The organism is Qipengyuania polymorpha, from assembly GCF_019711435.1.
Lineage (GTDB): Bacteria > Pseudomonadota > Alphaproteobacteria > Sphingomonadales > Sphingomonadaceae > Qipengyuania > Qipengyuania polymorpha.
In genome coordinates this window covers 643,077-656,351 of sequence record NZ_JAIGNK010000003.1, presented here as the reverse complement: position 1 = coordinate 656,351, position 13,275 = coordinate 643,077, and the positions used below count along the sequence as shown (strand labels likewise).

11 protein-coding genes are annotated in these 13,275 nt (G+C 63.3%); 4 read left to right on the top strand and 7 right to left on the bottom strand.

Features of this window, described 5'->3' with window-relative positions:
• Positions 1-75: 75 nt before the first annotated feature.
• The 3 genes from K3152_RS12070 to K3152_RS12060 all read right to left on the bottom strand — a co-directional run bounded on the left by K3152_RS12070 (position 76) and on the right by K3152_RS12060 (position 3,255).
• Positions 76-1,935, bottom strand: coding sequence for a hypothetical protein (locus K3152_RS12070; RefSeq protein WP_221574337.1), 1,860 nt, complete (start codon positions 1,933-1,935; stop codon positions 76-78).
• 129 nt (positions 1,936-2,064) lie between these two features.
• On the bottom strand, positions 2,065-2,625 hold the full coding sequence (locus tag K3152_RS12065) for a DUF305 domain-containing protein (protein WP_247713365.1): 561 nt from the start codon (positions 2,623-2,625) through the stop codon (positions 2,065-2,067).
• A gap of 18 nt (positions 2,626-2,643) precedes the next feature.
• Complete coding sequence (locus K3152_RS12060) at positions 2,644-3,255, bottom strand: DUF2231 domain-containing protein (RefSeq protein WP_221574336.1); 612 nt, start codon at positions 3,253-3,255, stop codon at positions 2,644-2,646.
• Positions 3,256-3,313: 58 nt separating this feature from the next.
• On the opposite strand from K3152_RS12060, the gene K3152_RS12055 reads away from it, so the two are divergent.
• Positions 3,314-5,122, top strand: a complete 1,809-nt coding sequence (locus K3152_RS12055) for a copper resistance system multicopper oxidase (protein WP_247713364.1) — start codon at positions 3,314-3,316, stop codon at positions 5,120-5,122.
• Positions 5,119-6,075 (top strand): copper resistance protein B, encoded by a 957-nt coding sequence (locus K3152_RS12050; protein ID WP_221574335.1) that lies wholly within the window; start codon positions 5,119-5,121, stop codon positions 6,073-6,075. Before K3152_RS12055 ends, K3152_RS12050 begins: the two co-directional genes overlap by 4 nt.
• A 3-nt stretch (positions 6,076-6,078) precedes the next feature.
• On the opposite strand, the gene K3152_RS12045 is transcribed toward K3152_RS12050, so the two are convergent.
• The 3 genes from K3152_RS12045 to K3152_RS12035 all read right to left on the bottom strand — a co-directional run bounded on the left by K3152_RS12045 (position 6,079) and on the right by K3152_RS12035 (position 11,016).
• Complete coding sequence (locus tag K3152_RS12045) at positions 6,079-8,274, bottom strand: DUF305 domain-containing protein (protein WP_221574334.1); 2,196 nt, start codon at positions 8,272-8,274, stop codon at positions 6,079-6,081.
• A 91-nt stretch (positions 8,275-8,365) separates the two neighbouring features.
• The gene (locus tag K3152_RS12040; protein ID WP_221574333.1) at positions 8,366-9,658 is read right to left on the bottom strand and encodes an acyl-CoA dehydrogenase family protein; all 1,293 of its coding nucleotides are present in this window, start codon (positions 9,656-9,658) and stop codon (positions 8,366-8,368) included.
• Positions 9,659-9,663: 5 nt separating this feature from the next.
• The gene (locus K3152_RS12035; protein ID WP_221574332.1) at positions 9,664-11,016 is read right to left on the bottom strand and encodes a phosphotransferase; all 1,353 of its coding nucleotides are present in this window, start codon (positions 11,014-11,016) and stop codon (positions 9,664-9,666) included.
• Between the two features lie 103 nt (positions 11,017-11,119).
• Here K3152_RS12035 and K3152_RS12030 point away from each other — a divergent pair, with 103 nt between their 5' ends.
• Both K3152_RS12030 and K3152_RS12025 read left to right on the top strand, forming a co-directional pair.
• Positions 11,120-11,527 carry a host attachment protein gene (locus tag K3152_RS12030; RefSeq protein WP_221574331.1) on the top strand — a complete coding sequence of 136 codons (408 nt, stop codon included), beginning with the start codon at positions 11,120-11,122 and terminating at the stop codon, positions 11,525-11,527.
• A gap of 132 nt (positions 11,528-11,659) precedes the next feature.
• Complete coding sequence (locus K3152_RS12025; protein ID WP_221574330.1) at positions 11,660-12,694, top strand: serine hydrolase; 1,035 nt, start codon at positions 11,660-11,662, stop codon at positions 12,692-12,694.
• A gap of 96 nt (positions 12,695-12,790) precedes the next feature.
• Here the strand turns inward: K3152_RS12025 and K3152_RS12020 are convergent, their stop codons facing one another.
• On the bottom strand, positions 12,791-13,030 hold the full coding sequence (locus K3152_RS12020) for a hypothetical protein (RefSeq protein ID WP_221574329.1): 240 nt from the start codon (positions 13,028-13,030) through the stop codon (positions 12,791-12,793).
• Positions 13,031-13,275: the final 245 nt, after the last annotated feature.

Sequence of the window (13,275 nt, the reverse complement as noted above, 5' to 3'; positions counted from 1 at the left end):
CCCGGCAGGAGCGATCCTGCCGGGCCTTTTGTCGTTCGAGGGCAGGAGCGCGAGGCCCCTGCTGTCCCGTAATCGTCAGCGCTGCTTGCGCGCTTCCTTCTTTGCGAAATACTCGTCGAAGCGCGGCATGAGATTGGCCTCGATATCCGACGCGAGGATGATACGCTCGGGCGTGCTCGCAAACAGTGCGGGCGGGTTGGCGCTGTCGATGAGCTGGATACGCGCCTGCGATTCAAAGCCGGAGTCGCTGGTCCAGCTGCCCCCGTAATAGGAGGTGGTCGTCGTGTACCGCTTGAAGGTGCGGTTCGACAGGATGACGAAGCCATCCTTGCCCTTGTCGCGCGCGATACCCGCAGCAGCAATGAGGAGCATTTCCTCCATCATCGGCTTGCTGCCCTTGGTCGTTTCGTAGCGCACCGTCATGATGTCGGTGCCCTTCTCTTCCGCCTTGGACCAGCCCGAGTTGCCGCCGAACAGCCACTTGCTCGCGGTCGAGGAGAAGTCCGGGACGGCATTGAGGAATTCGGTCGTCGGGAGCATCGCGCCAAATTGCGCAGGCTTGATCTCCGACCCTACGCGGATGAAGCGAGCAACCAGCGCATCGGCCCGTTTGGCGGCCATCTCAGCGTCGTCGTCACCTGCAAGGCGCAGCTGCTCGACGAGGACCGGAAGCAGGACATTCATGCCGCCCAGCTCCCTCAGGTTCGACGCGATCTCGTCGAACGGTTTGCCCTTGTTGGTTTCGCGAACCGGAACCGCCGACATGATCGTGGCGAGGTCTGCCGTGACCTTGGACGCCGTCTCGGCCCGTGCGAGGTATTCTCTGACCTTCTTCTTGCGGATCTTGCGAGCGTCTGATTCACGCGGGTCGGGTCCGCGGTAATCGTCGATCATCATGCGCGTCTCGGCAAGGATCGCCTCGCTCTTTTCGGCATTGCCAAGCACGGCCGCGGTATAGGCGCGCAGTCCCTGGAAGGTCACTTCGACGTCGAGCTTTTCCCAGGGCTGGGCATCGCCCTGGACCGTCCAGCCACCGCGCATCTTGGGCTTGGTGAAGCTCATCGCGTCGCCGAGGCTGTCGGCATCTTCAAGACGGCCGGACATGAGGTCCATCAGGAAGGCCATCTGCTGCACATCGGGGTCGAGCGGGATGCGCGCATAAAGCTGCTCGCGCTGGACTTCGAGGTCGTCCTTGTTGAGCGCCGACTGCAGGTTGTTGGCGACAATCGCGATGCTGGTGGAATAGGGACGCGCCGCGCGCAGCGCATCGATGGCCGCTTGCGCCTTGTCCTGTTCGCCCAGCCGGACCAGCGCGTAGGCGCGGATCATCTGGTTGGCGAGCCCGCCGCTCAGCTCGTAGAGCGAGTTGTTGGCTTGCACGCCCCATTCATCCGCCTCATCGGCAGCAGCAATGGCGAGGCGGTTGGCATCGAGCGCGAGCAATGCGAGCGCACGGCCTTGGAGCAACTCGGCGCGGGCTGCGGCAGCCTCGTTCTCGTCGAGCGCACGGTCGACCGAGAGGAAGCCGCGCGTGGTCGGAGCGTCCTCCGGCTCCGGCCCGCCGAGCAGCGCGTCACAGGCAGCAAGTTTCTTCTCTGCAAGGCTCCATATGACGTTGTCGCGCTTGGTGCAGATGCTGCGCTGGCTCTCACGCTCGCGGCGGAAAGCCTTCACTTGCTTCTTGTCGGCAGGCCAGACGCCCGAATAGGTCGGCGTTGCGCCAAACTCTGCCACTTCCGCCTCCAGCGAGGGGAAGCCGCTCACGCGCACCATGGGGGCCGGCGGCGGAATGGTCGGCAAACGCGGCGGCGACGGCACGGCGCGGACGGGCGGCGGTACAGGCGGGCGCACCTGCTGCACCTCTTCGGCCTGTTCCTGCGCGATGGCAGGCATGGCCAGACCCAGCGCAATGGCGCTCACCAACAACTTCTTCATGTAATACGACCCCTGTTTCGATCCGCCTTCGATATATTCCAAAGGCCAAATCCAGCGCAACGTCCATTTGCGCTGTTACAGGGTCATCATCGCCGATTTTCTTAAATTATTCGTTGCGACGACTGGCGCTTATGGTGTCGCGCCACCGTCCTCGTTGAGGAAGCCTTCGAACTTGGGCACGGGCCGCGCGGCTGCCTCTTCCTCGGTGGTGGCAGTGCCGTTCTTCTCGATATCGTCGATCAGCCATTTCATCTCGGCGATTTCCTTGCGCTGCGCCTTGATGATGGAATTGGCGAGTTCCTGCACCCGCTTGTCCTCGATATGCGCGCGTTCACTGGTCATCACGGCAATCGAATGGTGCGGTATCATCGCCGACATCCATTCATTGTCGTAAACCGTCTCCTGGCTGCGCACGAGCCACAGGGCGAGCACGAAGGTCACCACCGACACACCGATGATGATCCAGTTCTTCTTCGTGTTCTTGTACATGCCCCACATGAAAAGCAGCATCACCACCGCCATCACCGCGCCCATGACAAAGGTCATCCAGAAGCGCGTCTCGCTCCACATGACGTGATCGAGCGCATAGGTGTTGAGATACATGAGGCCGAACATGATGGCGGTCGATGTGCCGACCATCGCCATGAACTTCTTGTAGTTGCCTTCGTGCCCCTTGTGAGCGTCTGCCATCGGTAATTCTCCCCTGATTTACTGCCACAAATGCCCGGCGCCATGGCCGAGTTCCGCGCCGAGCCAGCCCTGGGCGAGGAGAATGAGGGCAGAGAGCGCGAGCAGGACGCGAAGCGCGCCGCGCCGCTCGCCCGCAGAAAGCGCGACCCAGGCTATGAGCGGGCCGGCAATGCCGAGACCCGTCCCGAGCCAGCGGTGCCATTGCATCGCGCCGTCGCCGCCGAGCCAAATCCCGGTGTGTATCCAGCCGAACAGCGCCGCGAGGCTGGCGGTAATGCCGCCAGCGATTGCCGCGATTTCCGCAGCGTGACGCATGCGCTGGGTGCCTCTTGCGGCGAAGAGAAGCTCCGCAAGAGCAGCGAACAGCAGCAGGGCGATAGGAAAGTGAACAGTCGCCGGGTGGAGATTATTGAGCAGGTTTGCATATTCGGGCGAATGCGCCGCCGGACCGGGTTCCGACGGTTCGGCTGGGGCGACATCTGGCGATGCATCTTCCTTCGCTTCAGCCACAAGCTCGGCCGCTGCCGGTTTCTCCTCCTCGTGCGATTCCGGCCCATGCGCCAAGGCTGTGGCAGGTTGGACGAGCAGGGCTATGGCGGCGAGCAGGAGGGTGAATGCAGATTTCGTCATGATGCCTTCTTGCCTTTTCGCCCTTTGAATGCACGCGCGCGTTTCCTATAATCGGGGCATGATTTCCAGACAGATGGGCCTCGGGCCGGTTTCCCGCCGCAACTTCATGCTCGGCACCGCCGGTGTCGCAGCGAGCGGATTGGCTATGCCCGCATGGGCGAAGGGCGAGAGCCTGACCCATGCGAAACAGGGCTACGGCGAGGTGTCGGGCGAGCGTATCGCGCTGACCGTCGACAACCACCATTTCACCGTCGGCGGGCGCAAGGGCCATGCCATCGCCGTCAACGGGACCGTCCCCGGCCCGCTGGTGCGTCTGCGCGAGGGTCAGAACGTCCGCATTGACGTGACCAACAACCTCGCCGAGGACACTTCCATCCACTGGCACGGGTTGCTGCTGCCGTTCCAGTTCGACGGCGTTCCGGGGGTGAGCTTTCCGGGCATCCGGCCGGGCGAGACCTTCACCTATGAATTCCCCATTCGCCAGAGCGGCACCTACTGGTGGCACTCGCACTCGGGCCTGCAGGAGCAGGAAGGGCATTACGGCCCCATCGTCATCGAAAGCGCGACACCCGACCCGCGCTACGACCGCGACTATGTCGTCCTGCTGAGCGAGTTCACCCCGCGCCACCCGCATGAAATCGCGCGCCTGCTCAAGGTCGGCGAGCACTATTTCAACCGCCAGATGCAGACCGCTACCGAGGGCGACATGCCGCTGAAGGAGCGGCTGATGTGGGGCGGGATGCGGATGAACCCGCGCGACATTTCGGACGTGACGGGCGACACCTATACCTTCCTCGTCAACGGGCACGGGCCGATGGACGGGCTCGAATATCTCTTCACCCCCGGCGAGCGCGTGCGGCTGCGGGTCATCAACGGCTCGGCAATGACCTTCTTCAATATCCGCATTCCCGGCGTGCCGATGACGGTGATTGCCGCCGACGGGATGGATGTGTCACCGGTCGACGTGGATGAATTCCAGATCGGAACGGCGGAGACCTATGATGTCATCGTGACCCCGCCAGCGGGCAGCCATGCGCTGGTGGCCGAGGCGATGGACCGGAGCGGCATGGGCCTTGCCTCGCTCACCTCGCACAAGGGCCACCGCGCAACACCCCCGCCCCTGCGCGAGCCGGTCACGCTGACCATGGCCGATATGGGCATGGGCTCGATGGACGGCGCAAGCGGCGGGGCGATGAACCACGATGCGCATGGCGGCGGTCATGGCGGGATGGACCATTCGGGCATGAACCACGGCGGCGGTGATGCGATGGCGGGGATGGACCACGGTTCGATGGACCACTCGATGCGCGATACCTCGAAGCTACCGCCCGATGTGAAGGTCGGACCCGGTATCGACATGGTCTCGCCCATGCCGATGGACCGGATGGGCTACCCGGGCCTCGGCCTCGACAATGTGGACCACCGCGTGCTGCGCTACACCGACCTCAAGGCCGCGCGCATGAACCCGCACCGCATGCCCACGCGCCAGATGACAATCCACCTGACCGGCAACATGGAACGCTACATGTGGAGCTTCGACGGCAAGAAGTTCTCGGCCGTCACCGACGATCCCATCCGCTTCGCCTATGACGAGCGCGTGCGGGTGAAGCTGGTCAACGACACGATGATGGCGCACCCCATCCACCTGCACGGCCACTTCTTCGAGCTGGTCAATGGCGCAGGGATGATGAACCAGCCGCTGAAGCATACGGTCGTGGTCCAGCCGGGCAGCACCGCAACCTTCGACGTCACCGCCAACGAGCCGGGTGACTGGGCCTTCCACTGCCACCTGCTCTACCACATGCATGCAGGCATGATGCAGACCGTGACCGTGCGGCCCTTCCCGGAAGCCGAGGTGGAGGCATGAGCGCGCGCCTGTTCCTCGCCGCGCCGCTGATGCTGGCCGCTCTCCCTGCCGCCGCGCAGGATCATTCGCGACACGCGCAGCCTGAGACCGAGAAGCCCGCCGAAGACCATTCGCAGCACGCCCCCAGGAAGAAGCCCGCGCCGCTGGTGCTGCCGCCCAAATCCGACCCGGCGCCGATGGATCATTCGCTGCACTCCGTACCGGAGCTTCCCGAAGGACCGCCGCCGCCCGAGGCTCTCGAAGGCCCCGAGCACGCCGCCGACGAAATCTATGGCGCAGACCGGATGGCAAAGGCGCGCGCGACCAACCACGCCACGCATGGCGACATGCTGACGGGCACGCTCATGGCCGAGCGTCTCGAACTGCGCATTGCCGACGGGCACGAGGCCTATCTGTGGGACCTGCAGGGTTGGTACGGCGGCGATATCGACAAATTCGTCATCAAGTCGGAAGGCGAAGGCGAATTCGGAGAGGGTCTGGAGGACGCTGAGGTGCAGGCGCTATGGGGTCACGCCATCGGCCCCTTCTTCGACTTGCAGGCGGGCGTGCGGCTCGACCTCGAGCCGGAAACGCGCAGCCATCTCGTGCTGGGCGTGCAGGGCCTCGCGCCCTATATGTGGCATGTCGACGGCGCCGTCTTCCTCTCCGACCGCGGCGATTTAACCGCGCGGCTGGAAGGCGAATACGACCAGAAGATAACGCAGCGCCTCATCCTGCAGCCGCGCATGGAGCTTGAACTGTCGGCGCAGGATATTCCCGAGCGCGAGATTGGCGCTGGTCTCACCAAGATCGAGACCGGCCTGCGCCTGCGCTACGAAATCGCCCGCGAATTCGCGCCCTATGTCGGCGTGGGATACGAGGCCATGATCGGCCAGACGGCAGATATGGCAAAGGCCGCCGGAGAGGACCCCGACGGCCTTGCATTTCTTCTCGGCATTCGCGCCTGGTTCTAGGCCTTAACCGCCCTTGCGGCTGTCTTCAGCCGCGCGGACCACTTCGTCGGGCCAGGTGACCTGCGTCTGGGTCTGCGGATTGAAGACATTGCCTTCATAGGTCGCCGCTTCTGCCGCCGCGATTTCCTCTGCGGTGAGGAATTCGCTCGGCTCCAATGCAAATACATCGAGCCCGCGCGCGATTTCGGTCGCGTAGATGCGGCCATTGTACCAATAGGCCGACCAGTAACCGCCGGTAATCAGCTGGTCCTCGTCCACCGGTCCGCGGTCGAAATAGGCGATTTCGAACGGGTTGGTCGCATCGGTGAAATCGATGACCGAGATGCCGCCTTGGTACCATGCCTGCACGAAGATATCGCGTCCCGGCACGGGGATGATGGAGCCGTTGTGCGCGACGCAATTCTCCTTGTCGCCTTGCGGCGCGGGGAGCTTGTACATGCCGCGATATTCGAGCTTGCCGTCCTCGATGGCGTAGAACGCATCCGCGCCCCAGTTCTTGGGGTCGCCTGCCTGGCAACGCGGACGTCCGCCCCCGCCCCATTCGTCGGTGAAGAGGACCTTGGTGCCGTCATTGTTGAAGGTCGCCGAGTGCCAATAGGCGAAGCCCTTGTCGGTCACATCGTCGATGCGCTTGGGCTTCATCGGGTCGGAAATGTCGAGGATGATGCCATTGCCCGAACAGGCCCCTGCGGCAAGGTTCTTTGCCGGGAAGACGGTGATGTCGTGGCACATGTTGGTGATGTAAGTGTCCTGCGTGCCCTCACCGTGGTCGCCGCCCTTCCACAGGCCGGCAATCTGGCCGTCGGCGGCAAAGATGCGCGGACTGTCGATGATGCGTGAGGCCGCCGGATTGGCGACGGGGATTTCGACCACGTCGATGCTGAACAGCGCGGTCTCGTCACCCGCGCTGTCGAAACAGCCTTCCAGTTCCGCATTGTCGCGCACGTAGCTGGTGCCCGAATTGTAGACCACGATGCGGTCCGCATCGGCGCTGACGATGGAATGCGTGTGGCTGCCGCGGCAGGTCTGCACCTGCCCGACCTGGCGCGGGCGGGTGATGTCGGAAATGTCGAAGATGCGCAGGCCACGGAAGCGCTCGGCGTTGACCTTGCCGGCCACGCCCTGGAGGCCGCAGTCGACGCGCGCGCGGCTGTCCTGAACGCTCATGACAAGGAGGTCGCCGACAATCGAGACGTCGCCCTGCCCGCCGGGGCAGACGGTCGAGCTAAGCAGGACCGGCACGCCGTCCTCGCCGAGGCGGTATGCGTTGAAGCCGTGATAGCTGCCCGCCACCATCAGGTCGCCCGAGAAAGCGATGTCGGTGTTGGCGAAGTCGAGCAGCGAGCCGCGCTGGCCGAATTGCGGCTCGTCTTCCTCGTCTTCCTCGCGCTTGGCGGAGGTGTCCTTGTCTTCCTCGTCCTTCTCGATGAGCGGCTGCAGCTGGGCGGGGTTTTCGGGATCGAAGAAACCGGCCGGCTTGGGCTGCGCGACCACGAGGCGCAGGTTGGAAATCGCCTCGCCCGCATCGCGGAAACCGGCGGCCAGCGTCGCGCGCGGGTCGGTCGAAAGGGCGGCAAGCACCGCGTTCATGCGGTCGATTTCGGCCTGCTGGTCGCTCACCACCTCATTGGTGAATTCGAACATCACCGGGTCGTAGGCGCTGCCCGGCGAATTGTGCAATTCTTCGACCATGTCGAGCGCGCCCTGGTGGTGCGCCACCATTAGCATCAGGAACTGGCGGTCAAATTCGGTGCCATTGGCAGCGGCCAGCGCCTTCATCTGTTCAGGGCTCGCCATGCCCTTCATCGCGCCGTGGCCATGCGCACCGTGATGCATCGAATGCGGCATGGCGGTCTTCTCGCCACGCGCCTCGAGCCATTCGCGCATGAATTTCATCTCGTCCTTCTGGCCGGCCTCGATACGGTCGGCGGTCTTGAGGACAGCGTCGTTATTGGTGCGCGCCTTGACCAGCTTGGCCATGTCGACCGCCTGCTGGTGGTGGACGATCATGCTTTGCATGAAATTGACGTCGGCGGGCGAATAGCGCGTGTCAGACAGGGCAATCGCCTCGGCCTCGCCAATCACGCGCGGCGCTTCTCCCGGTGCGCCCGGAAGCACGATGGGCACCTCCTGCGCCAGAGCTGCGGTGGAAGTGGTCGCAAGCAAGCCGGTTGCGGCAAGGCGGAAGAAATTCGTCATGTTCTCAGTCCCCAACAGTAATCGTGGCGAATGAGACGCATGCGAGGGCCGAGGTCAAGCATTCACTCGACCAACGACTTCTCTTTAGGGTTCAGGGGTAAGCGAACTTGCCCTTTCGCGGGCCGAGATAGCCGAAGAGATAGGCGCCCACCTTGCGCATCTGGATTTCCTCGGCGCCCTCGGTGATGCGATAGCGGCGGTGGTGGCGGTAGATATGTTCGAAGGGCTTGTGGCGCGAATAGCCGATGCCGCCGTGCACCTGCATTGCGCGGTCGGCGGCTTCGCAAACGAGCCGGTTCGCCTGGTAATTGCACATGGAGACCCTGTCCGAGATGGTCTTTTCGATGTCCTCATGGGCCATGTTGTCCATCTCCCACGCGGTTTTGTAGATGAGCAGACGCAGCATCTCGCACTGGGTGGCAAGCTCGACCAGCGGGAACTGGATGGCCTGGTTGCGTGCCAGTTCCTGCCCAAAGGGTTTGCGCGCGCGTGCATATTTCACGCTCTCCTCGACACAATAGGTCGCCGCGCCAAGGCTGCTCGCCGCCTGCCTTATGCGGTTCTGGTGGACGAAGCTCTGCGCCAGCGCGAGCCCGCGTCCCTCGCTGCCGAGGATGGCGCTGTCGGGCACCCAGACATTGTTGAAGGACAGGCGCGGATGGTCGGTGGGCATGTTGAAGGTCCACATCCATTCCTCGATTTCGAGGCCGTCCGTGGGGTTGGGCACGAGGAAACAACTGATGCCCCTCGCATCGCCCGCCTCGCCGCTGGTGCGGGCGAAGGTCGCGCAGTGCGTCGCGACATGCATGCCGGTGATCCACATCTTCTCGCCGTGGATGCGCCAGCCGTCCACGCCATCGCGCGTCTCGCGGACCGCGGTGGTTTCCATGTGAGTGGCGTCGGAGCCGTGGTCGGGCTCGGTCAGGCCGAAAGCGACGCGGCGGCTCCCTTCGAAGCCGCCGAGGATGAATTCCTGTTTCTGCTCCTCGGTCCCGAAGGTCTCGAACATGGCGACGAAGGGGAAGTTGCCGACAATCGAATGCTCGTTCTGCAAGTCGTTGTGGAGACCCAGCCCCCTTTGCGCAAACCGGTCGCGGATGACGGCCATCCAGAGGTTCGAGCCGTCCTTTCCGCCATACTTCTTCGGCGCGGAAAACCGCCAGTGACCCGCCTTGTCCGCAGCCTTGCGCGCCTGTCGCAGCAGGTCTTCCCATTCGTGATTGGGCAGCCCGCCGCGCTCCCAATCGGTCCGCGCATTCTCGCGGCGGTGGTCGAAGAAACGGATGTTGTCGTCTTTCGCGACCAGCGGCTCGATTTCTGCCTCGATGAAGGAGACGAGTTCGGCGTAATAATCCTCGAGGTCCTGCGGGATTGTGAAGTCCATGCGAGCTATCCCATCCATCTTGCGCGGGCGATCGGAATCGAAGGGTATTTGGGCGAATCCACCCGGCACTTTTCCAGAGCGTTGTGCCTAATAAGCCGCAGCCGCTCGCCACTTGAGAAAATATCGGTCTCGCCGGCGAGGATGGATTCCGAATAGCCCACGTCGGCGGCATACCTCGGACAGACGAGGTCACGGGTCACGATAGCGAGCGCATTTCTCGCAACAGCCAATTGAAACCGGTCGTGCCCCTCGACCTTGTCCTTGAGCGTGGCAAGCCATTCGGCAACGGCCTCTACGATTTCGCGGTCGAGTGCCTCGCCCTCGGCCTTGCTCTCGGGCATGCTCCATTTCGGAAGAGCGTCGGGCCATTTGATTGTGACGCCCTTCGCCTCTTCGATCAGCAGCAGCAAATCCAGCTCCTGCTCACTGGTCCGCCGCGAAATCACGACCCGCTCGAGCATCCGGTCCTGTCCCTCGCGCCAGACCCTTGCATTCTTCAGGCACCCCAGCGCCCACCAGACGGTCCGGTAGATCGTCCAGAAGCGGAAGCGAGCGGGGTCGACCGGCCTTCCCCCAGCCGCCTCGTAGGCAGAAAAATATTCCTCCAGCGACCCCAGCCCCAGCGCTGGCTTGTCATAGGCGCCGAAGCGCCAGACCGGCATGCAGCCGAAGGCGAGGTCTTCGTGCCAGTCGCCGAAATGGGCGAGCTCCCAATCGAGCACTCCGGTCAGTTCGGAATCCTCGACCAGCAAGTTGCCAAGCCGATAGTCGCCATGGTTGAGCACCGGATCGACCGGCTCAGGCACATTGTCCACCAGCCAGCGAAGACCCAGCGCGATGATGGGCCGGTCGCCACCTGCCTCCTCGAATTGCTCGCGCAGTTTCTCGATGCCCTCGCGGTATTCGAGAGTCGGAATCTCGTCGGGCAAGTCGGCGGCGTCGAGGGAATGAATGCGTGCCAAGTCCTTTGCGGCCTGTTGAACCGATTGTGCAGGCGATGCGCTGGCCAAAATCGCGCGCGGGTCGGGAGTGCCGGGAAGAGCGCGCATCACGAAGCCGCTGCCGATACCGTCGGCCTCTTCCAGTTCGACCACCACCTCGGGCGCAGTAACGCCTGCAGCCCGCGCGGCCCTGATGATGGCTGCTTCGGTAGGATGTCCAAAGGGACGGTCCTCCATCATCGCAAGGCTCGGCGCGCGGCGCAGGACGCAATCCTCACCGTCCGCCGAGAAGCGCCAGCTCTCCATGGTCGCCCCGCCGGTCAGGCGCACCAGCCCCGCCGCCTCGCCGAGCCCCGCCCGGCCAAGCGCCCTGTTCAACCCGGCCTGCAATTGGCTCGCGCCGTCGTTCTCTCCCATGCCCGGCACTGTGACGCATGGCGATGCGGCTCACAAGTCCGGACCCCTTCGCGCTCTCGCCCGTTGGTTTGGCAAGTAGACAATTCATACAGGAGACCAGCCCATGAAGCTGCCGCACAAGGCCCATGTCGCAATCGTCGACGGAGAACATTTCACCGTCATGCAGAACACCGGCCAGCCGTTCGAACCCAAACTCGGCAATGCGCAAAAGCCCGACCTCACCGCGACCAATTTCAGTGCGGGGGTCAAACATCAGGACGACATCGGCCAGGAGCGCGGGCGCACCGACCTCAACGAACTGGCCCATGGTGCAGCGGCGACCGAATGGCTGAACGCCAAAGCCATATCCGGCGAACTCACCGATGTGCTGGTGATCGCCGACCCAAAGACTCTTGGCGAAATGCGGCGGCACTATCATTCCGAACTCGAACGGCGCCTTGTCGGCGAAATCGACAAGACCGTGACGGGAGAGCCGACCGCGAAGATCGAGCAGGTCATCGCGTCGGCATGACGGCCTAAGGAAATTTCATTGCCGCGAAAGCCTCTGGCGCAGGCGCGACACATTTCGTCGCGCCTGCGCTTGCGTATGATTCGTGCTTAACGTTAATGTTCCGACAACCATAAATGTGGTATCGGGAGAACCATGCGGATCATGAAACTTACGAGTGTGCTGGCAGCGGGCGCAATGGCGCTGGGCTTGCCGGTCGGGGTGCAGGCCCAAAGTGCGGGCAGTCAGGACGCAGGCTACACGGCGCAATTCGACCAGCTGCTCGGCACCGAGGTGCGCGCTCCCCAGAGCTTCGACGCCGTTTACGACAGCCATCTCGAGAAGACCCTGGCTTCGCTGGCAGATGGCTCGCGCGGGCGCATCGGCGTCTATGCGATAGACCTGACGACCGGGCGTGAAGTCGGTGTGCTCGAAGACCAGCGCTTTCCGATGGCGAGCACCAGCAAGGTCGCCGTCGCAGCCGTTTATCTCGCCGGAGTCGATGCCGGCAAATGGAGCCTGACGAGCGAGTGGCGCCTACCCCGTCGTGGCGGCGCCTACCTCACCGGGCTCGAACATCTGAATCTGATGATTTCCAAGAGCTGCAATGCCTGCACCGACGCCCTGCTCGATGCGGTCGGCGGTCCGGCGGCGGTCAACAAGTGGATGCGCGACGCAGGTATCAGCGAATTCCAGCTGACCCGCGATATCGCGACGCTGGTGCGCGAGGACGGCCGGATCGATCCGGCCTCTTCGGTCGACGTAAGGGATAGCGCCACTCCGCGTGCCATGGGCCAGCTGCTCGCCGGGATTTACCAGGGCAAATGGTTGAGCCAATCCTCGCGCGCTGTCCTGATGGACGCAATGCGGGCGACGACGACCGGCAAGAAGCGCATGCGCTCGGCCCTTCCGACCAGCGCGGGGCTTGCTCACAAGACCGGCACGCTCAGCCGCACGGCCAGCGACATCGGCATTTTCCATACGCCCGACGGCCGCCCGATTGCCGTGGCGATCTATGTCACCGGACAAAGCAGCTCGATGGCGGCGGAAAACGGCAACCGCGCACGCAAGCTCGAAGCCCGCCAGATGCGCGATGCGCGTATCTCGACCATTACCGGCGCGCTTTATCGCGGCTTTTCTAACCCGGACGACAATCGCCGTGTCTGGGCCGACGCCGATTACGGCGGTTGAACCTGCGCCATCGCTCGAAGGCATAAGAAAAGGGCGGCGCCTCGCGGCACCGCCCTTTCCTGTTTCGAACGTAACGCGTCCGAAGCGTGCGACTAATTAGTCAGCAGCAGCTTCGTCGACGGTTTCGCCTTCGACTTCAGCTTCGACTTCAGCCATTTCGCCGTCGACTTCAGCAGCAGCTTCTTCAGCACCAGCTTCGACAGCTTCAGCGTTTGCTTCTGCGTCGGCTTCAGCCGATTCAACGGTTTCTTCAGCTGCGTCTTCGGTAGCTTCCGAGCAAGCAGCGAGCGAGAGAGCAGCGGCCGAAGCGGCGGCGACGAGTGCGATCTTGCGCATAATAATAATCCTTAAACAGCGAGTTTTGAGTGCGGTCGGAAACCCGAAGGCTCTTCCCACGCAAGGTCCGGCAATTCCGGCCTTACAGTGTCTAAATAGTGGCAGGATTGTGACCTAGCAAGCAGATTCGCCACAATTCGCGGCTCATTGCCCTCAATTCGCCGCATTTCCGCCACTTTTTCGGCCACATTTTTTGCGCTGCAAACGCTCCCCTTGGCCGCGACTCGCTGCTAGTGCGGTCAATA

Excerpts from the sequence above, each read along its gene's own strand:
- K3152_RS12070 (WP_221574337.1), bottom strand. The coding sequence starts at position 1,935 with ATGAAGAAGTTGTTGGTGAGCGCCATTGCGCTGGGTCTGGCCATGCCT.
- K3152_RS12065 (WP_247713365.1), bottom strand. The coding sequence starts at position 2,625 with ATGGCAGACGCTCACAAGGGGCACGAAGGCAACTACAAGAAGTTCATG.
- K3152_RS12060 (WP_221574336.1), bottom strand. The coding sequence starts at position 3,255 with ATGACGAAATCTGCATTCACCCTCCTGCTCGCCGCCATAGCCCTGCTC.
- K3152_RS12055 (WP_247713364.1), top strand. The coding sequence starts at position 3,314 with ATGATTTCCAGACAGATGGGCCTCGGGCCGGTTTCCCGCCGCAACTTC.
- K3152_RS12050 (WP_221574335.1), top strand. The coding sequence starts at position 5,119 with ATGAGCGCGCGCCTGTTCCTCGCCGCGCCGCTGATGCTGGCCGCTCTC.
- K3152_RS12045 (WP_221574334.1), bottom strand. The coding sequence starts at position 8,274 with ATGACGAATTTCTTCCGCCTTGCCGCAACCGGCTTGCTTGCGACCACT.
- K3152_RS12040 (WP_221574333.1), bottom strand. The coding sequence starts at position 9,658 with ATGGACTTCACAATCCCGCAGGACCTCGAGGATTATTACGCCGAACTC.
- K3152_RS12035 (WP_221574332.1), bottom strand. The coding sequence starts at position 11,016 with ATGGGAGAGAACGACGGCGCGAGCCAATTGCAGGCCGGGTTGAACAGG.
- K3152_RS12030 (WP_221574331.1), top strand. The coding sequence starts at position 11,120 with ATGAAGCTGCCGCACAAGGCCCATGTCGCAATCGTCGACGGAGAACAT.
- K3152_RS12025 (WP_221574330.1), top strand. The coding sequence starts at position 11,660 with ATGCGGATCATGAAACTTACGAGTGTGCTGGCAGCGGGCGCAATGGCG.
- K3152_RS12020 (WP_221574329.1), bottom strand. The coding sequence starts at position 13,030 with ATGCGCAAGATCGCACTCGTCGCCGCCGCTTCGGCCGCTGCTCTCTCG.